The 21418-nt window shown below is 46.6% G+C and carries 21 protein-coding genes; 5 read left to right on the forward strand and 16 right to left on the reverse strand.

Translation table 11 applies throughout. The annotated features are described in order from the left end of the window. From DQX04_RS07380 to DQX04_RS12575, 6 genes are all read right to left on the reverse strand, one after another. Positions 1-579, reverse strand: a complete 579-nt coding sequence (locus tag DQX04_RS07380) for a nucleoside triphosphate pyrophosphatase (protein ID WP_111915252.1) — start codon at positions 577-579, stop codon at positions 1-3. Then, entirely contained in the window at positions 576-1070 is a 495-nt protein-coding gene (mreD, locus tag DQX04_RS07385; RefSeq protein WP_207916264.1) for a rod shape-determining protein MreD, read from the reverse strand. The genes DQX04_RS07380 and mreD overlap by 4 nt, the downstream gene beginning before the upstream one ends. Next, positions 1067-1996: a rod shape-determining protein MreC gene (gene mreC, locus DQX04_RS07390; RefSeq protein ID WP_111915253.1), complete on the reverse strand. Its 930-nt coding sequence runs from the start codon at positions 1994-1996 to the stop codon at positions 1067-1069. Before mreC ends, mreD begins: the two co-directional genes overlap by 4 nt. Positions 1997-2007: 11 nt before the next feature. After that, positions 2008-3051, reverse strand: coding sequence for a rod shape-determining protein (locus DQX04_RS07395; RefSeq protein ID WP_111915254.1), 1044 nt, complete (start codon positions 3049-3051; stop codon positions 2008-2010). 78 nt (positions 3052-3129) lie between these two features. Continuing rightward, entirely contained in the window at positions 3130-4995 is a 1866-nt protein-coding gene (locus DQX04_RS07400; RefSeq protein WP_243618925.1) for an SUMF1/EgtB/PvdO family nonheme iron enzyme, read from the reverse strand. Between the two features lie 115 nt (positions 4996-5110). Further along, entirely contained in the window at positions 5111-5608 is a 498-nt protein-coding gene (locus DQX04_RS12575; RefSeq protein ID WP_111915255.1) for a prepilin-type N-terminal cleavage/methylation domain-containing protein, read from the reverse strand. A 170-nt stretch (positions 5609-5778) separates the two neighbouring features. Between DQX04_RS12575 and DQX04_RS07410 the strand changes: the two genes are divergently transcribed. The 4 genes from DQX04_RS07410 to DQX04_RS07425 are packed head-to-tail and all read left to right on the forward strand — an operon-like array spanning position 5779 to position 10447. Continuing rightward, the gene (locus DQX04_RS07410; RefSeq protein ID WP_111915256.1) at positions 5779-6315 is read left to right on the forward strand and encodes a type II secretion system protein; all 537 of its coding nucleotides are present in this window, start codon (positions 5779-5781) and stop codon (positions 6313-6315) included. Next, entirely contained in the window at positions 6315-7154 is an 840-nt protein-coding gene (locus DQX04_RS07415; RefSeq protein ID WP_111915257.1) for a PilW family protein, read from the forward strand. The genes DQX04_RS07410 and DQX04_RS07415 overlap by 1 nt, the downstream gene beginning before the upstream one ends. Then, positions 7144-7563, forward strand: a complete 420-nt coding sequence (locus DQX04_RS07420; RefSeq protein WP_111915258.1) for a pilus assembly PilX N-terminal domain-containing protein — start codon at positions 7144-7146, stop codon at positions 7561-7563. Before DQX04_RS07415 ends, DQX04_RS07420 begins: the two co-directional genes overlap by 11 nt. Then, positions 7556-10447, forward strand: coding sequence for a polymer-forming cytoskeletal protein (locus DQX04_RS07425; protein WP_111915259.1), 2892 nt, complete (start codon positions 7556-7558; stop codon positions 10445-10447). Before DQX04_RS07420 ends, DQX04_RS07425 begins: the two co-directional genes overlap by 8 nt. A gap of 59 nt (positions 10448-10506) precedes the next feature. Here the strand turns inward: DQX04_RS07425 and DQX04_RS07430 are convergent, their stop codons facing one another. Both DQX04_RS07430 and DQX04_RS07435 read right to left on the reverse strand, forming a co-directional pair. Next, entirely contained in the window at positions 10507-12072 is a 1566-nt protein-coding gene (locus DQX04_RS07430; RefSeq protein WP_111915260.1) for a PAS domain-containing methyl-accepting chemotaxis protein, read from the reverse strand. Positions 12073-12223: 151 nt separating this feature from the next. Next, on the reverse strand, positions 12224-13021 hold the full coding sequence (locus DQX04_RS07435) for a hypothetical protein (RefSeq protein ID WP_111915261.1): 798 nt from the start codon (positions 13019-13021) through the stop codon (positions 12224-12226). 148 nt (positions 13022-13169) lie between these two features. Between DQX04_RS07435 and DQX04_RS07440 the strand changes: the two genes are divergently transcribed. Further along, entirely contained in the window at positions 13170-13643 is a 474-nt protein-coding gene (locus DQX04_RS07440) for a YccF domain-containing protein (protein ID WP_111915262.1), read from the forward strand. Between the two features lie 422 nt (positions 13644-14065). Here the strand turns inward: DQX04_RS07440 and DQX04_RS07445 are convergent, their stop codons facing one another. The 8 genes from DQX04_RS07445 to DQX04_RS07480 form a co-directional block, all read right to left on the reverse strand. Further along, positions 14066-14242: a PLD nuclease N-terminal domain-containing protein gene (locus DQX04_RS07445; RefSeq protein WP_111915263.1), complete on the reverse strand. Its 177-nt coding sequence runs from the start codon at positions 14240-14242 to the stop codon at positions 14066-14068. Between the two features lie 285 nt (positions 14243-14527). After that, positions 14528-15013, reverse strand: coding sequence for a prepilin-type N-terminal cleavage/methylation domain-containing protein (locus DQX04_RS12580; RefSeq protein ID WP_111915264.1), 486 nt, complete (start codon positions 15011-15013; stop codon positions 14528-14530). A gap of 100 nt (positions 15014-15113) precedes the next feature. Continuing rightward, positions 15114-15743, reverse strand: coding sequence for a type II secretion system protein (locus DQX04_RS07455; RefSeq protein ID WP_111915265.1), 630 nt, complete (start codon positions 15741-15743; stop codon positions 15114-15116). A gap of 165 nt (positions 15744-15908) precedes the next feature. After that, positions 15909-16433: a hypothetical protein gene (locus DQX04_RS07460; protein WP_111915266.1), complete on the reverse strand. Its 525-nt coding sequence runs from the start codon at positions 16431-16433 to the stop codon at positions 15909-15911. Positions 16434-16436: 3 nt separating this feature from the next. Beyond that, entirely contained in the window at positions 16437-17666 is a 1230-nt protein-coding gene (locus DQX04_RS07465; RefSeq protein WP_111915267.1) for a type II secretion system F family protein, read from the reverse strand. After that, positions 17659-19449: a GspE/PulE family protein gene (locus tag DQX04_RS07470; RefSeq protein ID WP_111915268.1), complete on the reverse strand. Its 1791-nt coding sequence runs from the start codon at positions 19447-19449 to the stop codon at positions 17659-17661. The genes DQX04_RS07465 and DQX04_RS07470 overlap by 8 nt, the downstream gene beginning before the upstream one ends. After that, entirely contained in the window at positions 19449-20510 is a 1062-nt protein-coding gene (locus DQX04_RS07475; protein WP_165831962.1) for a lipopolysaccharide assembly protein LapB, read from the reverse strand. Before DQX04_RS07475 ends, DQX04_RS07470 begins: the two co-directional genes overlap by 1 nt. Beyond that, the gene (locus DQX04_RS07480) at positions 20507-21418 is read right to left on the reverse strand and encodes an ExeA family protein (protein ID WP_111915270.1); all 912 of its coding nucleotides are present in this window, start codon (positions 21416-21418) and stop codon (positions 20507-20509) included. The genes DQX04_RS07475 and DQX04_RS07480 overlap by 4 nt, the downstream gene beginning before the upstream one ends.

Genomic DNA, 21418 nt, shown 5'->3' on the forward strand with positions numbered 1-21418 from the left:
TTACAACTCCAGTAATTCGGCTTTTGCCAATAGCGACTCGGTTTCACACAAAGGCAGACCTACAACCGCGCTATAGCTACCTGAAATACGTTTAATGAATCGGCCACCTAAACCTTGTATGCCGTATCCGCCGGCTTTGTCTAAAGGCTCTTTGGTGTTCCAATACCATTGAATATCTGCTTCGCTCAGCTTACGAAATTCAACTTGGGTTGGCACAGTGCAACTGAAGGTTTCGCGTTTTGCTCTTTTGACCACTGCAACGGCGGTCATTACTTCGTGCTGAACGCCTGAAAGTGACTGCATCATAGAGTAAAAATGGTCGAAGTTTTCCGGCTTTTCAAATACTTCGTCGCCTAAAGTGACAATAGTGTCGGAGCCCAGAAAGGCATTAAACTCACTAAAACGCTGCAGCCCAGCATCCGCTTTTTCAAGCGCTAGGCGTTGTACATAGTCTGCCGCAGCCTCATTGGGCTTGCGCTTTTCTTCTATATTGACCGGCTGAACATCAAAAGAAACCGGTAACATAGACAATAACTCTCGGCGCCTTGGAGACGCCGAGGCAAGACATAACTTACTCATATCATTTGGAATCGACGGCGAACCTTTCTAAGAATCAGAAACAACCACGGCCACAAAATAGCGGAGCTAAGTACAGGCCAGAAATACTGACCAAAGAACTGCGCGTCGTTGAGGTAATATTCAATTAGGAAAACAATAATTCGCTCAACCGCAACTAAAGCAGCCATTAATAAAGACTGCTGTAATAGCGAGAAGTTTCGTATTCTTTGGTAATGACGGGCTGCGCTGTAGCTAACTAGAGCATACGCGCCGGCGTGAATCCCAAAGCTTGAACCGATAAGAATGTCGACACTGATACCCAGTATAAACGCGATGCCAATGCTCACGCGATGAGGAAGCGCAATCACCCAATAAAGCAAAACCAATAACGGCCAGTCGGGTCGAATGGCTGCCGCCCAAAACGACATGGGCATGGTGGCTAGAACGAGCGCCACCACAAAGGTCATAAAAATCACAAAGCGCTGGCCCATAGAGCTGCTAGTTTCTATCATTCGCCTGCAGTCTCCTCTGTTTCTGGGTTGGTCCCTTCAGACTCAGGCGCACCCTCTAAGCGCTCACGATACTCTTGTATCGGATTAAATACCGGTTGTTGCTCACCGCCGGCTTGCCATACAAGTAATAACATCCGGATACGGTCTAAGTGTGCAATAGGCCTTGCGGAAACGCGTGCAAAAGGTAAAGAGTCGTCTCGGTCGATGGTAACAATTCGAGCTACTGGATAACCTTCCGGGAATACCCCACCAAGACCAGATGACAGCAACAAATCACCTTCAGCCAAGTCGCTTGAATGCGGCACGTGCATAACATCAAGCTCGCTGGTTTCACCGATACCCTGTACCACAACACGTATACCGCTGCGCGCGCTTCGGGTAGGTAGCGCGTGGTTTTGATCGGAAATCAGTAAAATACGTGCGGTAGACACGCCGACGCTAATCACTTGCCCCACTACACCTTGATCGTCGAGTACGGGCTGTCCGATAAACACTCCGTGCGCACTACCTTTGTTCACCACAACTTGATGAGAAAAGTTATTCGAGTCGACCGCGATAACTTCCGCCACCATGCGTAAACTGTCTTCTCGAGCTTCCGAGGCTAATAAATTGCGTAGTCGTTCATTTTCGCGCACTAAAAATTGATAGCGTTGCATTTGCCCTTGCATCTCGAGCATATCCAGCTTCAACGTTTCATTTTCTTGACGCAGATTTTTGCGGCTTTGTAGGTTTTGGTCGAGGCGTGAGAGCAGCTGTTCAGGTACAACCGCCAAATACTGAATGGGGCTAATAATCGAGTTTAAAACAGCCCGTGTTGGCTCCATTACGGAAAGACGGTGGTCTAAAACTAAAAGCAAAAACGCTAGCAACAGGGCTAGCGTTAATCTGAACCTTAGGGAAACCGTTCGAATAAATAAAGGAGTCACAGGTCGCTCTTTTAATCTTCGCTAAACAGGTCACCGCCGTGTTGGTCGATAAGTTCTAGAGCTTTACCACCACCGCGAGCCACACAGGTTAATGGGTCGTCTGCAACGATGACCGGAATACCTGTTTTTTCCATGAGTAAGCGGTCTAGGTCACGCAATAACGCGCCACCACCGGTAAGTACCATACCGCGCTCTGAAATGTCTGAAGCCAATTCAGGAGGTGATTGCTCGAGAGCAACACGAACTGCACTTACGATACCAGCCAGTGGTTCTTTAAGTGCTTCTAAAATTTCATTGCTGGTGAGTGTGAACGAGCGAGGTACACCTTCAGCAAGGTTACGGCCGCGCACTTCAATTTCACGTAATTCGTCGCTGGCATACGCAGTACCAATTTCTTGCTTAATGCGTTCTGCTGTAGCGTCACCAATAAGTGAGCCGAACTTACGACGAACATAACTAATAATTGCTTCGTCAAACTTGTCGCCACCAATGCGAACTGAAGAAGAGTAAACCACGCCGTTCAAAGAGATAATAGCGACTTCAGTTGTACCACCACCGATGTCGACAACCATTGAACCTGTTGGCTCAGAAACCGGCAAGTCGGCACCAATAGCTGCTGCCATTGGCTCTTCGATAAGTACTACGCGACGAGCGCCAGCACCCAACGCAGACTCACGAATAGCACGGCGTTCAACCTGAGTAGCACCATAAGGTACACATACAAGTACCATTGGGCTTGGTCTTAAGAAGTTGTTGTCATGAACCTTTTTAATGAAGGTTTGGAGCATTTTTTCGGTAACGTGGAAATCTGCAATTACACCGTCTTTCATTGGACGAATTGCTTTAATGTTACCTGGCGTACGACCTAGCATCAGCTTCGCTTCATGGCCGACAGCCGCAACACTCTTGGTTCCCCCAGTGCGATCTTGACGAATCGCTACTACTGACGGCTCGTTCAACACGATGCCTTTATCTTTAACGTAGATAAGGGTGTTGGCTGTACCTAAATCGATAGATAGGTCATTTGAAAACAAGCCGCGCAACTTCTTGAACATACTGAAGGGATCCCATAATTATTCTGATCGGAAAAACCCGCTAACTTTAGCAAGGTGCGGGTTTGTGAGCAAGCGCGTTTACGGAGTTCTTATAACTCTCATACCCACGTAGTTACCGCGAAAATCAGCTGGCATTTCCAACCTTGCCGCAGCTCTCGCTAAACTTGCTGCAAAATTGAACGCTCCGCCTTTCAATACAGGCGCTCCTGAACGTTCGTCAGCAGTCCATTCCCAAACATTACCTACGGTATCGTAAATACCCCAGCTGTTTGCAGGAAATGAGCCCACCGGAGACGGTTTAACATTGGCAAACTGGCCACCACAGGTACGGCAATTTGCACGGCCTACGCCAATGCTGTTACCCCACCAATAGTTAGTATCGGTGCTTGCTTTTGCTGAATATTCCCATTGCGCTTCAGTTGGCAAACGATATTCATTACCGGTAGTGCTGCTTAACCACGCTACATACTCAAGCGCGTCGTTGTAACTTACACACACAACAGGTGCGTTACCGTTTTGTTCGAACCCTGGATTACGCCAATTACGATCTGCGCTCCATTCGCTGCGGCCTTCGCCATTAATTGCTGCACAACCGCGAGCCATTTCAGCTTCGGTGACATATTCTGTTGCCGCAACGAAATCACGGAACTGTTCAACAGTGACTGGGAAAACACCCATACCGAACATTTCGCCAATCAGTACAGAGCGCACAGGCTGTTCGTTGGCACGGCCTTCACCGGTTTGGTCGCCTACCTGAGCACGGCCTGCTGGCACGATAACTAGGTCTGGACCTTTAGCTTCACCATAAAGCGCATCTTGGATGCGCTCGCCGGTAGTAAACACGTTGTTAGAGCGTGCTAATTCAAATCTTAATGTTTTGGCTTCCCGTAAGCTTACGCGTTGAGAGTCTCCCTCAAAACCATGCTTGCTTACTACGATGTCATGTTCCCCCGCTGGTAGCATGAGTTGCAGCGGAGTGGAGCCGTAACTGACACCATTAATAAAAACCTCGTCGTCGTACACATTTGAACGTACGGTTAACTGGTACAACACGCCATCATCACCAGCGGCTGCTTCAGCATTTTCAGCGGTGCGGTTAGTACCGTCGCTGCAATAACGAGAATCGATTTGTAAAAGTGTGCATGCTTGGTTGCCGTTTAGCTGACCTTCAAGCTCTACGCGTAGGTTAACGCTGTATTCGCCCTGACCGCTAAAGCCAGAGTTCACCACGCGAGCACCTAAAACACGCACGCTTGCGCCACTAGCTTCACGGTTTTGTACCGCAATTTCAGACTCTGAAAGGCTAGCAAACAAGTTGTTGGTAAACTCACGAGAAGCGCGTTGTCTAGCTAATTGCTTGCCACGCTCTTCACATGCTTGAATGGTGTCGGTACGAGCACACGTTAACGACTGCTGCGCGTCGATGCTTCCAACGCGGTTAAATTCGTTACGGATTCTTTCAACACGAGCGAACTCTAATTGCTCTTCATAGCTTTCCAAGCGGTTCACTAAAGCGTGACGGCTCATGCTGTTCTGTTGAATTTCTTCCTGCTTCTGAGACAAGCTTGTCACCTGCTCGCGAATACGATTCAGGTTTTGTTGATGTGCATCAACAGCTTCTTGATAAGCCGCAACAGCGCTAGAGATGTCTGTATTTGGGTCGGTTACCACGAGCTGATAGCGCTCGTTCATTTCCGCTAAAGCGACGCGTCGCGCTTGCTCTAACTCTTCACTCCGCGTACGCAGGGCTTCAAGTTGAGTTCGCATTTCACGCTCTTCATTGCGCAAAGCTTGTTCTTGTTGTTCTGAGCTCTGATATTGCGCTTGTAAGCGTTCTATCTGAGACTGAATTTCGTTCACTGAGGCTTCGTCTGCGTTCGCCGCCGAAACCCAGGCTAGTGTTGTTACCACTGCCAGTGCCAATCGAGCCATTCGCATCATCATTATTTTCCGGTCATTTTCTGAATTAATTCAGTACAGTGTATGCCTATGCTATTTGTTGAAGGCAAAAAGCGCAAGCATGATAAACACGCAACATGAATATAACGCCTATTCTACGTCAACACACCCCTGAACGTATATAGCCTTGTGACTGTATACATACGTACCGTGTACTGCCTCCAGACGCAAATTCCCATTGTATCGAGCTAGAGCCACACGCCTCTATTGAACTTTCGTGTGCCAAAGACACCGGACATCCAAGCCCGTTAAATAAGAAGCCGCTGGTCGGCCCCGAAGTTACAGTAAAAGACACAGCACTTAGGTCAATTGCACCTTCGGATACTGCTACAACGTCGCAAATACTCGTATTCGAAGACGCTGTGCGTTGAATACTAGCTCCAGTTAAAACACCATAGCACCGAAACGCCGTGTCTTGCATAGCTCGCTGTTGTTGCAGGCGCAGCATGCTTAAAGCTTGGGCATGCACCGTTGCAACATTGGTTGAGCCGTCTCCGGTAAAAAAGCGAGGCGCAACAGAAACCGTCAGTATTCCAATAATGACGACCACAATAATAAGTTCTATTAATGTAAATCCGCTGCTTATTCGGCGTTTCATACGCTTCTTATTTAATGTAAAAGTTCATTAGGAATAATGACAATAAACCTGCCAATGTACAAGGGCGTTCAACTTGCTTGTAAATATTGCACAATTCATAGCTATAAATATGAAAAATCGCACAAAAAATGTATGCTTAGAAGTACATTAGCGCTTTCTCTAGAGGGTTTATGGTTCCGCGCCAGCAACAAGGATTTACGCTTGTCGAAATTATTGTGGGCATTGTTACACTTGGAATTGCATTAACAATTCTAAGCACGTTGCTATTTCCGCAGGCAAAACGAGGTGCCGAACCCATTCTGCAGATGCGAGCGTCGGAATTAGGCATCGCATTAATGAGCGAAATTCGCAGCCAAAGCTTTGACGAAAATAGTGACCGCTCTGGCGGTGGTTTACGTTGCGGTGAAACGGGTGCGCCAGCATGTACACTACCCGCCAACTTAGGCGACGACGGCGAGGACCGCGCAAGCTTTAACGATGTAGACGACTACCATCAGCTGCAAGTGGTTATTCCTAATATAACCAATACACTGAATGAAGACTTAAGCTCTCGCTATCCGGGTTTTAGTTATGCCATTGATGTCTGTTACAGCAATAATGTAGGCGTTTGCCAGGCAGGAGTTACCAATTTCAAGCGCACCCAAGTCACCATTACTACGCCATTAGGCCAAGATTTCGACTTTACCGGTATACGAGGTAACTTTTAATGCGCAGCGGTAAAGGCTTTACCTTAATCGAACTGATCGTCGTTATTGTTCTATTGGGAATAGTCGGCACTTTTACCTTTAGTTATTTAGGTTTTGGAGCACGTATTTTTTCCGACAGTGTTGAGCGCGAGCAATTACTGAGTCAAAGCCGGTTTGCGGTTGAAAGGCTAAGCCGTGAATTAAAAAACGCACTACCTCGTAGCATCCGAGTAAGTGCTACCGACAACCAACGCTGTATTGAATTCGTTCCTATATTAGCCGCAAGCAGCTATGTTCAAATTCCACTTCCGGGCCCAACAAGTAGTGACGACTTCGTAGGTGTAACTCCTTCCGTGCCCTCGAACGTTAGTTTAGTTGGCGGCAGCTTGTATGTTTATGCCACTACGTTAAACCACATCTACGGCAATTCTTCTCGTAAGAAAAACATAGATACGCTTTCTGCAGACACGCCAAACGCAGGGCTAACCACATTTAACTATTCGGACAGCCCAACACATTTTCCTACAGAAAGTCCTGCGCGACGTTATTTCGTCACCAGTACGCCAGTAAGTTGGTGCATGCAAGGTACGCGTCCTAACCAGCAACTTGTTCGCTTTAGTGGTTATGGTTTCAATATTAACCAACCGTCGTTAGCAACGTTACTGGGTTCTGTTTCTGGGGAAGTTATGGCTGCGCAGCTCGACAACGACCTGAGCCAAAGTGCGCAGTACCCTTTCCAAGTTTTCGAAGCGACTTTGCAACGCAACAGTTTGGTACAGTTCGACTTTCGGTTCGCTCGTGACAGTGGCAACGAACCTTTAAGAATTCAACACGAGGTGCATGTTCCTAATGTTCCATAGCAATCATGGCAAACAACAAGGCAGCGCATTGGTCGTCGCAATATTTATTATTGTGGTGCTTTCTGTTGTGGGCATTGCATTAACACGCGTTATCAACGATGCGGCTCAAGGGGTTGTAGCAGAAGTTTATGGAGCTCGGGCTTACCATGCAGCAGCAAGCGGTATAGAGGTTTTTATGGCAGACGAGTTGTTTCCGCCCAACGACGACACACCAAACTGCGTCGCGCAAAGCTATACTTTCAACATAGACGGACTGGACAACTGCGAAGCCAATGTAACTTGCTCTGAATTTCCTCTGCCTGGTGACTTTTCAGGAACACACTTCCAAGTAGAAAGCGTCGGAGTATGTGATATCGGTGACAGCAGGTATTCCAGACAGTTAGCAATAGAAGCAAACATTAATGACTGAATTTAAACGCTCACGTTCATATCAAAAATGGCTCCATTTAGCCCTTGTGGTTATGGCGCTGTGTGCGTTTAAAGTAAATGCGGCAACATACACCTTACCTGGAATACCTAGCAGCTCTCCGTGGAACAATTGTTCGGTTGCTGGCACAGTGATTACCTGCACAGGAAATTTGATTTTTGGCAACAACGACACTTTATTAGTATCGCAAGAAACAACCTTAAACATATCTGGCGACTTAAGTTTTGGAAATAATTTCGAAGTTAACCCTGGCGGCAATGCCGAAAACCTTCATATTTTCGTAAGTGGGAATTTGAATCCGACCAATAACGCTATTATAAACGCTGACTTAACCATTGCGGGCTCCGTGAATGCAGGAAACAATGGAGCCTTAACCGGTAACTTAGTGATTTCGGGGAACCTAAATCTTGGGAACAACAGTTCGATTGAGGGTAATGTAACCGTAAGTGGCACATTGCAAACGGGAGAGAACGTAACCTTTTGCTCAGAGACCACACAAGATTCATGCTCAATCACAGCGACCAATATCAATTTCGGTCAAAATAATGAGATTTATGCCGACGGTATTGAAGCGGAAAACATCAATATAAACGGCAACAATACAGTCATTAATAGTGATATTGAAGCTACTGGTACAATAAACAACAACGGTACAATTAATGGCAATGTTAACGCTGATGGCACGGTAAATAACAACGGCGAAATTAACGGCTATGTTAACGCACCCGAAGTCAATGGCGGGGACGACGTTAACGGACCTGTTTGCGATATTAACGACAACGACGGCCCCTGCGGTGGCGGAGGTGGAGGTATTGACCATTTCCGTATTATTCAATCTGGTTCCGCAAGTGCCTGCGTAGCCGAGAGCGTCACCATCCAAGCGTGTACCAATGCTAACTGCACCAACCTATACAGTGACGCGGTCAGTGGAGAGTTAGAAGCCGACGGACAAACCGCCAATAATATTATTGCCTGGTCTATCGCAGCAGGTGCAGGCCAAACCTCCGTATCTATTTTTATGCCGTTTAACGGCAACCTGGGTAGCAGCAACCAAACCGCTATTCTACGTACCCGAAACGAAACAGAGGCTCCTGGCGCGATCAACCAGTGTGATGTCGCGGGTACGGTGAATAGCACAACATCTTGTGAAGTGAGCGTGAGTCGAGCTGGCTTCGTAGTAAACCTTGCCGACGGAGTCGCAGGCGCCAGCGAGACCACCAACACGATTCAAGCCGTTGGCGTGAATACAAGTAACCAATGCACGCCTTTATTTGAAAACGTAAGCCGCAATGTCACGTTAACGCAGAGCTACAGTAACCCAAGCTCTGGAACTCAATTCATTAATGTTGGAGGAACCGATTTAAGCACGCCTCAGGCTTTTAATTTAAGTTTCAATGCTTCGGGTATCGCCACACTTCCGACTATGACCTATCCAGACGCGGGGCTTATGTCTTTGAATGCGAGCTACACGGGTAATTCGACTAACGGAGACGCAGGAACTGTAGTCGTTGGGGATGGGGAGTTTATATCTCGCCCCGCTAGCTACGCATTTACTAATTTAAGTTGTGAAAACACATATACTGGAACTGATTCGGTTGGCGGCTTTGAGGTTTTCTGCGCTGCCGGTCAATCGTTTGATTATCAAATAGAGGCGCGCAATAGTCTAGGCAACCTAACACCTAATTTTGGTAACGAAGTTACACCTACAACCGCATTACTTACTGCGAATTTAGTTGCTCCTACAGGTGCAGGAACTATTACCGGCAATCTCAGTGAAACTAACGCCACATTCTCAAACGGCATAGCATCCGTTACATCAAGCTATAGCGAAGTTGGTGTGATGTCGATCTCCGCCAGCACGGCAAGCTACCTAACGGGTTCTGGAGTTGCTTCCACATCGAATGATATCGGTCGCTTCATTCCATCATATTTCAGTCACACCATTAGCACCGCCGAGCTTGCAGGCTCCATGACCGACGTAGCGACGTCAGTACACTACTTAGGCCAACCTATGATCTTTAGTACGGCGCCAGAAGCTATTTTGGTGCCTCGCGCCGAAGACGGGCAGCAGATATTTAATTATTTCTTCAGCCCCTTTATGCGCTATGTGGCACCGACCGATGAAATAGCAGATAGCGACCTTGCTGTGAATGTGCTGGATGCAAATTACGCAACGCAAACAGCAAGTGTCGACACGGCTGGAACCTTTAACACCGATGCCGTGCCGGCCAACAGTGAATTGAGAGTCTTCTTAGAAAATACAGAGTTGTTGTTCGACAAAACGCCTGAGCTAACGTCGCCAATAACTGACACCGAGCTTGAGTTAAACCTTACCTTTCAGGCTGCGTGGTTAACCGACGCAGACAACGTATGTGTGAAAACGGCTCCTGCGGACAGCTGCCAAAACGTGGAATTTAACAACATTCTATATCCAGAGCAGCGTTACGCACGCCTTCGTCTTGAAAACCTTTCTGGTCCAGAAAGCGAACCATTAGATATTCTAGCGTACGTGGAGTACTACAATGGCACTAGCTTTGTAGCGCACAACCCTGACGATCAAACCATATTAGGGATAGCGGATTTCTCAGTATTTAACGTTGATCCGGCTATCACGGTTTCAGCGACCGCTTCACCGATGACCGAAAGCTTTATCAACGGTGAGTTGCCTAGTGGAAATTTCGCTTGGATAAATGACGCACCCAGTGCCAGCGGAAGCTTCGAATTCACGTACGAATTGCTTGCACTACCTTGGTTACGTTACGACTGGAATAATGACGACACACTTGTAGACCCAACAGCTCAAGCTGGTTTTGGGCAATACCGCGGTAATGACCGTGTTATTTATTGGTTAGAAAGGGGCTGGTAAAGCTCCTGAATAAAAAAACGGGCCTTTTGGGCCCGTTTTTTATTAAGCACTTTATTCAGTTAAGCTGAAAAGCGTCGTACCAACGAATTAAGCTGGTTAATCGTTTCTTCCAAACGTTTCGCACTATCTAGGGTTGCACTCACGTTTTCAGAAGCTGCTCGAGAGTCGTCCGAAATATCAGTCACTTGCTGGTTAATATGCTCGGCAACATTAGACTGCTCTTCAACTGCCGCAGCCATATTTTGGTTACCTTCCGCAATTCCATGCACTGCAACTCGAATCTCTGAAAGAGCTTTCTCCGTGTCAGTCACCATGGCCACACCTTCCTCGGCAACTCTTCTGCCTTCCTCAGAAATATGCACGGCGTCTTCCGCTTTAGTTCTAAATTCACCGATAATTTTGTGAATTTTGTCGGTGCTGTCACGAGTCTTCGAAGCTAGAGCTCGAACCTCGTCAGCCACCACGCTAAACCCGCGACCATGCTCTCCTGCTCGCGCTGCTTCAATAGCTGCATTCAGTGCAAGCAAGTTCGTTTGATCTGCAATCTGAGTAATGATGTCTGCCGCTTGGCCGATCGTGTCAGTCGACTCGGCAAGCTCATTCACGGTGTGCGCAATTGATCCCACCGTGTCACTTAAGCGATTAATCGCTTCCAAAGCTTTTTGCGCGGTGTCTGCACTGGTATTTACGTTCGATGAAGCTTCATTTGAACGCTGCGCGTTTATCTCGACGTTATCCGCAACTTCTTGGATAGACGTGGTCATTTCATTAATGGCAGATGCCGCTGTTTGCGTAGCCTGCGACTGACGTTCAATAAGCTGATTGCTTGCTTCTGCTTGCTCTCGCGACTCAGTGACACGCGCATATAACGTCTCCGTCGCATCTTGAATACGCGTAAGCGCCGTTCGCCCGCGCGACGACTCACTACGAATCATGAGTTCAACAACCGCTTTTGCACCCACAGCTTCAGAGTATGTACGAGCCACATACGGGTTATTGAAACCCTCTGGCATGAGCTTCTCGATATCACTCCAAGTTTGCTCATTTTTGATGATACTCGCAATCAGTGCCAGTATACCCAAACCTCCAATAAGACCTGCTGCACCAGCACCCCAGACAAAACCACCAATCACCGTACCTACCAAAGTAGGAACCCAAACATGCATGAGCTCCTTCGCGTAATAGGTAATCTCTTGAGTGCGGCTTAACGGGCGCTTTCCTTCACGTATACGTTTATAAATCTTATCGGCTAATCGCTTTTGATACTCTTCAGGCACTACACGTACGGACTCGTAGCCGACAATTTTATCTTGCTCGAAAATAGGCGTTACATAGGCGCTAACCCAATAATGATCGCCGTTCTTTCTGCGGTTTTTAACGATACCCATCCATGGCTTGCCCGACTTCAACGTTGCCCACATGTTTTCATAAACCGCGGGTGGCATATCTGGATGGCGCACTAAATTGTGGGGAGAGTCCATCAATTCATCGTCAGTGAAACCACTCACCTGCTGAAACGCGCTATTGAAATACTTAATTGCACCGCGCGTGTCGGTAGACGAAATTAAACGCTGATGGGACGGAAACTTATATTCCTTTTGAGTAACCGGTTGGTTGTTTCTCATGCGCTAGCCTTCTTAAAATTAATATCTATGTATGTTTACAAGGTGCTTGAGCTTATAGTTATTATAGTAGCGCCTTTTCTTCACAAGCTTAGTCTAGTTATCGGTAATGTTTAAAATTCCTCTATAATTATTTCAATGAATAATTTTATGTTCATCTGGCTCCATCGATATTCACTTCACCTTGCACGTCACTTACGGAAACATCTCCACTTCCTTTTTCCATTACGGTCACCGACCCAGCCACAGAGTATGCAGAGACATCTCCAGATCCCAAGCTTTCTACGAGCAAATTACCCATCAAGTTACGAATGGTAAAATCACCTGAACCTATGTCCTCAATTAACACATCGCCCCCTGCCTCACGAACGATCATATCTCCCGAGCCAATGTCGGACATCGTAATAGCACCTACACTTCTAAGTTCTACATCTCCTGACCCTAATTCGCCGGTAATCATTCCGTTGATGTAGTTTGCCTCTAGGTTCCCACTCCCAACCTCAAACCGAAGCGCTCGAACATGTTCAAACCTGGCAAACCCAGACCCTAAGTCAATTTCAACACCCCACGACTTGGGTATGCTGCCCTCGATTCTAAAATAGCTATATTGATTACCCTGACCTATCAACCAACGAAAAAAGCCGCCGCGCTGAATGGAACTGTCGGTCATACTCACTCGTAACCTGTCGCCTCGTTTGTCGGTATCGAATACCATTTGATCAAGCACATCAGGATTGGAGGCGCATTTGCGAACGGTAAGGGTAGCAATGTCATCATTTGTGCCCGTCAGGTTAACTTCATCAGCACCCACGTTTAAAACTAGCCAAGCTATTTCCGAGTCTGAAAACTCAATTTCCTCAACATCGGAGTGTAAGCAAGTGCTTATTGCGTATGCTTGGTGACTCCAAGAGAAAACAAATATCAATGATAAAACCCCGATCAAATGCTTCACGCTGAGTACTCCGTTTCAAATGCTCACTAAAGTTAAATCTTGCAACAATTTGTTCTGTCGCATAGATAGTACTTTTCAGTTAACTTCTATTATGATGATGAGTAATTAATAAAATTAGTTAGTATTCAGCAAAATACAAGGACAAAACATGCGTCTACTCGGAAATATACTTTGGCTCCTTCTCGGTGGTTGGGCTTTATTCTTAGCTTATACCTTAGCTGCTATTATCTTTTTCCCGATTTTTCTACCCATTTTTAGAATCGCTCTATTTGCACTATGGCCTTTTGGTCAGAACGTGATCAGTAAAAGTGAATTAGAAGCCTACAAGCGGTTAACGGACACGGAACATGTTTCGAGCAAAGTGCATACGTTCGGCCGAGGCGTGGGTACTGTTCTAAATATTCTTTGGATTCCGGTGGGCTTAATTCTGGCGATCTTGCACTTCTTTGCATCGATTATGAACTTGGTGTTTTTCTGGCTTATTGTCACGATTCCGAATATTCCCGCGCATTGGAAACTGATGGGCGTGGCTATTTTCCCATTCAACAAGGTTATAGTTCCAAGTGAAATTGCAGAGGAAGTGCGGATTAAGCTGAAAAAAGGAAAGCTTGGGATTAAATGATAGTTTGGGCTTAATGGGTTTGTTCTTGTTGGGTGGTTACGTATCAATGGCTATCCGATGACCGTTGCGAGAATCTGTTTGTACGGACCGCCGTGCGGTCTCCAAGATGATGACTAAGAATACATCCATGTAGCATCCCTCCGGTTCGGCATCCATGCCTCACGTAAAAACCTGAGCGAGCAATGCTCGCTCCGCGCGGTTTTCACCCTCCAACACTTTGTGATCAGGGACATCAAAATCCGCTTTCATGAACCACGCTTTGGGGTAGTGTAGCCATTAATCCACATGTAGAGAGTCACTGCATTAGAAGAACACATCGAGTGCTCTTCTAATGCCTAAAGCCAAGCCTCTGGTTTGAAATTGGATTGAATCACCCTACCTTCGTCCGCAAACTTTCCTTATAAATTTGAGTCTCTCAGGTTTCAAGCTTTCGGCCCAAGGAGTAGCCATAAAATAAAGCCTGCGAAAGGTAGCAAGATAATCAACACAATCCATAACACTTTAGAACCAGTTCCAGCTCCACTCTGTGCCGTTTTCACAATCGCGTAAACATCTAGAATTAGCAGTATTAATCCAAATAAACCTGTAAGTTCAAACATACGCTTGTTCCTTGAGTTAATTGAAGATTTTTCAAATTAAGCATAGAACAAATTCAGCAGAACGCATGGTTGAAGATTTTAGCTTGTTAGATTTGTGCGTGCTGGGTGGTTACGTATCAATGACTATCCGATGAGTGTTATTGCTACGTGACTAGCGACAAGTACAAAACGCCAAAATCCAGGACCACGGTGCAGACCGCACAGCGATCCTTACGAAAACTATTTCAGCTTTGATTTTCAGGCAATAAAAAAGGGGCCGAAGCCCCTCTTTTTATTTCTAATCACTTAACAACCAGTGCTGACAACTTCAACCGAAGGTGGCGTCGAAGCATCGGCAGCTTCTGTATAAATTAAATAGCATTCAGTGTCTGGAGATACCGTTGCTGTGACAGAAACGTCTGATGGATATATTAACAAATCATCAGTTGTTACAGCACCAACATCCGCAGTTGCAACTACTGAACCCCAGTCTGAATCATCAGCTAACGCTTCCATAATTCCCGTAGCAGTAGCTGCCGGATATCCAAACACGATATCTACCGCTGGATTAGATAAAGAGACCGACGCAGTTTCTGATTCTCCAGCAACCAAAGCTCGCGCATATGTAATCTCCATTGCTCCCTTAACACTCGATTCTAACCCACCAAGAGTCGCAGCACGCGCATCTGAACCAAAATCAAAAAACCTAGGAGCTGCTGTTACTGCCAGGATACCCAAAATCACAATTACGATGATCAATTCGATCAAAGTAAAACCTTTTTGCTGTGTCATATTACTCACCTTTTACAAGCGTTTTAGTATTTAAAGCCCCTGGCTAGCCGTCCTGGCTGAGTCTCCCCTAAAAAACCCGGGTCCATTCGAGAAATCGAAATTAATTACGATTCAAATTTACGTTTACACTACCCGTACGCGGGTTATACACAAAGTTATTACCCACAGTTAAGTAGTCGTCACCCGACGGTGCTGCTGTCAGGCCTTTTACAGTACTAGCTTGATAATAAACACAAATGTCGTTTGTGCCGTTATTCTCAGCCGTTACATAAAATCTTACTCGCTCTACTTCTGAAAAGTCAGAAGCAGCTGTTGGTGCGCCTTGTAAAATAGCGCCAAACAATGTTCTACAGTCATCAGCAGTCATGTTTTCGTCGTGAGCAGCTGGGTTACCATTACCACTCACAGGGTAACCACGGTTACCGTCTACATTCACTTCAACCAAGTCCATGACTACAACAGCGCCAGCGCCTGTAGTTGCATTCGTGCCGCTAGGTCTGCCGTCCAATTCCCACTGGCCGCGTACAATACCCACAGCACTGACTAAGCCACCCGCAACACCTTCAATAGAGGCGTCTTCTGCGTCAGGAGCAATGTTAATAAAACGAGGAAGCGCCGAAGCGGCTAATAGTCCTAAGATCACTACAACAATAATAAGCTCTATAAGCGTGAAACCCGCTTGTTTATTTGCTCGGCTCGTTTGTTTTTGTTGCTCTAATTCCGAGGCCATTGTAGCTTCTCCATTATGTTTAAATCCTATCATAACTTGAACTCGATCAAGCTATATAGATTGTTATATTACGCGCTTCTCTTTTATTGCGCAAACCCTTTTATTACGAGGGTTTTGTTACATTTTGATGCTTCTCAACGCGACCACAAACCAGTCAACATTTGATTATGCTTTAACCACCCGACCATTCTCGGGATAAAACGTAAATTTAAGAACATCGCGAAAATAAAATTCGCACACATCGAGTTCACGGTCGCCGTCGTAGTGATAGCGAATATCGAGTTCTTCTTCGAGCGGTTCGGTACGTGCCAACAAGTACCACAACTCAGCACATCCTTCTGCTCGCGAGGCTCTCGCTAGCGGCCAGCCATCTTTCGACATCAGCACTCTTACCGAGCCGCTAATGGGTTCAACGGGTCGTCCATGCCTATCCCAGTCAGCGTACAACAACCCAACTTCAGCGGGTCTCCCCGTGCGCATCCATTCTACTCGCGCCAGCATTAAATGCTCTTCAAAACGCTTGGTGGCCATTTCAAACTCTGCGGCTTTCCAGTCAACGTCGTCTTTAAACAGGTTATATAAAAAAACGCTGGCGAAAATAGCAACTAAAATTCCGGACACTATCCAAACTAACAGCGTGCGTTGACTAGCACGACCACTCGAAGCTTGATCAAACTTGGGTATACGCATCGACTACAATCCTCCCGCTGCTTCCATCATTCCCCACATAGGTAGGAAAATACCCATCGCTAGCACACCTACAATAATGGCCACAAAGCCCACAAGCATTGGTTCGATCTTCGCTAGTAAGTTCTTCAAGTCGTAATCGACCTCACGCTCATAATACTCGGCGGCTTCTAATAGCAAATCGTCTAAGTTACCGGTTTCTTCACCCACCGATATCATTTGCAGAACCAACAAGCTAAACAAACCACTGCTTTTACTCACTCGCGACAATGCTTCACCGCGCTCTACACCTTTTCGCATGTCTACAATTCGTTCTGCCATATATTGGTTGTCGACCGCGTCGGCTACTAAATTCAAGGCTTGCGTAAGTGGAACACCTGCGTTCAGCATTACACTGAAACTTCTACAAAAACGTGCTAACAAAGAACGTTCCAACACGTTGCCAATAGCTGGGACTTTCAATTTCCACTTGTCCCAACGTCGTTGAAACTGTTTTGATTGAAGCTGATAACGCAAGCCAAACCAACCCGCTATACCGGCAAGAATAATGAGCCACCAATACTGCTGAAACACACTCGAACTACCCAGCAGTATTTTTGTGATTAACGGCAACTCTGCATTCATACTTTGGAACATGCGTGCAAATTGCGGAATAACAAACAAGTTAAGCAAGAATATGGCTACCACCAACGTAGCTAATACAAAGCTAGGGTAGCGCGTTGCTTGTTTCAGGCGCTTCCTGGTTTCTTGCTCATTTTCTAAATAATAAGATAACTGAGAAAAGCTCTCTTCTAGCTGTCCCGTGTTTTCTCCCACATGAACAACAGCAATGACCAATCGAGGAAAACACTCTGGATGGTCGGCCATAGAAGCAGAAAGGCTTCGACCTTTCTCTAGCTGCGTAGCGATATCTTTTAACGCACTTTGTAGTTTCTTGTTACTGGCGTTTTCAGCAAGCCCCTCAATAGCGCGCAACATAGAAATACCCGCTTTGGTCAGCGAGTACATCTGGCGAATAAACATAACTAAGTCAGGAAGCGGTAGAGGTCGGGAAAAAATAACTTTCACAATACGCTTAAAGTCAAACCCGTCCGAAACCTTACCTTCTGAAATAGAAAGAGGAACAATACCTTTGCGAATCAATTGGTCGGCAACCGTACTTGCGCTCGAGGCGTTGACTACGCCTTTCACGGTTTTACCTTGTCGGTCGCGACCTTGATAAGCAAAATCAGGCATCGTGCTCACCATTATTATTTTCTAATTGCTGCTCTAACAATGCTTCTGCCGCAGCCATCTCAGATTCATCTAAATATGGAAGCCCGGCAATCAGAGTCATCACTTCCTCTAGCGTGGTTATACCTTGTGCAGCAAATTCGAGCGCCGTATCCACCAGCGACTTAAACGATTCATTCGCTTTAACCGCTTCCGAAAATGCGTACGTGTCGCTTTGTCTTAACGCCTGAACCATCGGGTCATCAATTTCTAATAACTCGAAAACACCCACACGACCACGGTATCCGGTGTAATTACAACGCTGACACCCTTTTCCTTTTTTCCATTGTGGATTTTCTGGAATACGTTTGACACTCGCACGCATAAGCGCCTGTTCATGTGCATCTGGCTCATAGTCTTGAACACAATGGGGACACACTCTACGCAATAGCCGCTGCGCTAACACCGCGCGTAATGCACTAGCTACTAAGTAAGGTGCTGCGCCCATATCAATTAAACGCATGGCACTGGTTACGGCGTCGTTAGTGTGCAACGTAGACAACACTAGGTGACCAGTAATAGAGCCCCGCAGACCAATTTCTACGGTTTCTTGGTCACGCATCTCCCCCACCATGATAATGTCGGGGTCTTGCCGAAGAGTGGTACGCAACACGCGCCCAAAACTGAGGCCAATTTTAGAATTCACCTGCACCTGGGAGATTCGCGGCAGCCTGTATTCAACGGGGTCTTCTACCGTAATGATTTTCTTCGCAGGTTGGTTGAGCTCACTTAGTGCAGCGTAAAGCGTGGTGGTTTTACCCGAACCTGTAGGCCCGGTAACCAGGATCATGCCGTATGGTCTACTCAGGTGATAGCGCACTTTCTTGATAATATCCGCCGGCATACCCGTTTCTTCAAGCTTCAATAACCCTGAAGACTGGTCGAGCAAACGCATGACACACGCTTCGCCATATTGAACTGGCATGGTCGACAAACGCACATCAATACGGTGATTCTTCACCTGCATTTGAAAGCGACCATCTTGCGGAAGTCGCTTTTCGGAAATGTCCAAGCCCGCCATAAGCTTCAACTTCAACACCAAAGCACCCGCGATATTCTTCTCATCAAGAATGTTTTCTTGTAATTGCCCGTCGACGCGCTGTCTTATTCTTAACCCATGCTCGTCTGGTTCAAGGTGAATATCGGAAGCTCTAATTTGAACCGCATCGGCAAAAATCGACTGCAATAATCTTGCTACGGTGACATCGCCCTCGTCAGAAGAGTCAGAGAGCGCACCTAAGTCGAATTCTTCAACTTCACCGCTTTCTTCTTGTAGTTGCTGCGCAAACTGCTCAATCTCTTGAGTTCTGCGGTATAAATTATCGAAACTTTCAAGCAACTGTTCTTCTTTCACTACCGCAAGATTCACATTTCTCGGCGCTAAAATAGCGCTAATAGCATCAATAGCGGTTAAATCGGCAGGATCGCTCATACCAATAAGCGCTGTATTGTCGTCTGCCTCAATAACTAGTGCCCGATGCCTCCGCGCCTGAACTTCTGGCAGCAAGCGGGCCACATTCGGGTCTAGTCTACGCTCTGTTACGTCTACCAGAGGTACATTCAACTGATGCGCAAGAAACTGAAGTAATCTGTCGTCGGTGACAAAGTTTAAGTCTGTGAGTACATACCCTAGCTTACGCCCCGAAGACTTCTGCTCATTCAACGCTTGTTCAAGTTGTGCTTCAGTGATTACGTTTTCATGAACCAGTAAGTCACCGAGTCGCATTTTTAAACGTGGACGTGCCATTATTGAAGCGCCTCCAGTCGTTGTTGAATGTAATCTCGGCTTACTTGCGCCAAGGTTGGGTCGGAAAGTGCAGAACGGTAGGCTTGTTTCGCTTGTTCTATTTGATCTAAAGCATCATAAGACAACGCCAAGCCTAGCCACCAAGTTCCTTGATCGGTGCGCCAATTCAGCAAAGTTTCGTACGTACCTATAGCTAACTCGTAATCTTGTAGTTGCTCGGCGAGTACGCCACGTAAACTTAATAGATCGGCATGTTGCGGAAAACGAGCAGGCACGTCTCGCAATAATTCTAACGCCACTTGTTCCTGCCCGGAGCGCTCTAAAATTCGAGCTTGCAGCAGTAACAGGCGAGGTTGATTCGGAAAGCGTTCTAAACCTCGCTCTAACACTAATAATGCGTCGCTCAGAAACCCACGACTGAAGTAATAAATGGCCAGCTCTTCACGCGCGTCGTGAAACTCTGGAGCAAGCAACAATGCGTCTTGCAATCGTGCTGCACCTTGTCTCTGCTGCCCTTCGGACAACAACTGTAAACCCTGGTTGTAATAACGTTGAGCTATTTCACGCGGCGATGCTGTGCTGTTAGATATTTGCATATCACCTTGCGGCTTTTCTGAAGCTTCTTGCTCAGAAGCAGGCGATTCCTGAACTTCAACATCGGCGATATCGATTTGCGGTTGAGTCTCCGCTTGCGGACTATTCTGCGAAGCTGTTTCAGGCTCGCTTTGAGCCGCTTCTTGGTTGATTGCCATTGGCACTGGCTGCGCGTGGTTTGCAGAGGTTGTTCTAGCCGGCGTAACCGCCGCAGGTTGCGCTTGTCGCTCTGATTGTTGCGGCTGGCTTTCGGTCATTTGCGGCTGTTCAGAGGTTGTCTGCTCTGGCTTAAACATCCACAAAACAAGCAAAACAATAACCACACTTGAAGCAACACCTACCAGCGCGTAAAACCAAGATGAACGTGGCCTATTACTGGGCACATATTTTGACGACACATGCCCCGCTTGCTTGTGTTCACTGCCACGTTGGTCGATATCTTTGAGCATCTGATTGATAAGGCTCATAGCGCAAACCACCCTAACAACCATGCTGCGCCAAGCACAACACTACTTCCCAGTACCGCACCTACTACGCCCCAGATCCATGGCGCCATGCCAATCGCTGCTGCGTCTTCGGTATCTGTAATTGCGGCTTTTACATCTTTAGCAATCAGGTGATGACGACCAGCACCAAAAGCTGACAAGAGCGCCTTATGAGCAAGCACATTAGCCAACCGCGGTACCCCTCGGCTCGCTTTATAAATCCAATGTGCCGTTTTATTCGTGAACATCGGTGGGCCTTTGTAACCCGCTATTTGCAGTCTATGGTGCAGGTAAGTCGCAAGCTCTGTTTCGTCTAGTGTTCTTAGCGTATACGAGAAAGTAATGCGTTGTCTTAACTGGCGAAGCTCGCGAGTAGCTAGACGCTCGTCTAATTCGGGCTGCCCCATTAAAACCAAGTGCACTAATTTTCTCGACTCGGTTTCTAAATTGGAAAATAAACGTAGTGCTTCTAAACTTTCTTGCGGTAAGGCTTGTGCTTCGTCGAGCAAAATAACTACGCTGCGGCCCGACTGATTAATTCGTAATAGCTCACGCTCAATAGCCTGCGTAAGTTTGTGCTGATCTAAGTTGTCTGCGTTTTCAATATTAAGCTCTGAAGCAATAGCTTGCCGAAGCTCAGCAGGACTCAAGTACGGGTTCGGAATATAGGCAGTAACGAAGTGATCGGGAATGTCGTTCAATAATTTACGACACAACAGTGTTTTACCGGTACCTACTTCACCGGTAACTTTAATAAAACCTTCCCCTGTTTTCAGTGCTGTAGAAAGCACCTCCAAAGCTTCATGGTGAACTTGTAAGTCACAATAGAAACTTGTGTTAGGGGTGAGCGTAAAAGGTAGCTCTCTGAGTCCAAAGTGGTACAAATACAT

This window comes from Aliidiomarina sp. B3213 (assembly GCF_003290085.1).
GTDB lineage: Bacteria > Pseudomonadota > Gammaproteobacteria > Enterobacterales > Alteromonadaceae > Aliidiomarina.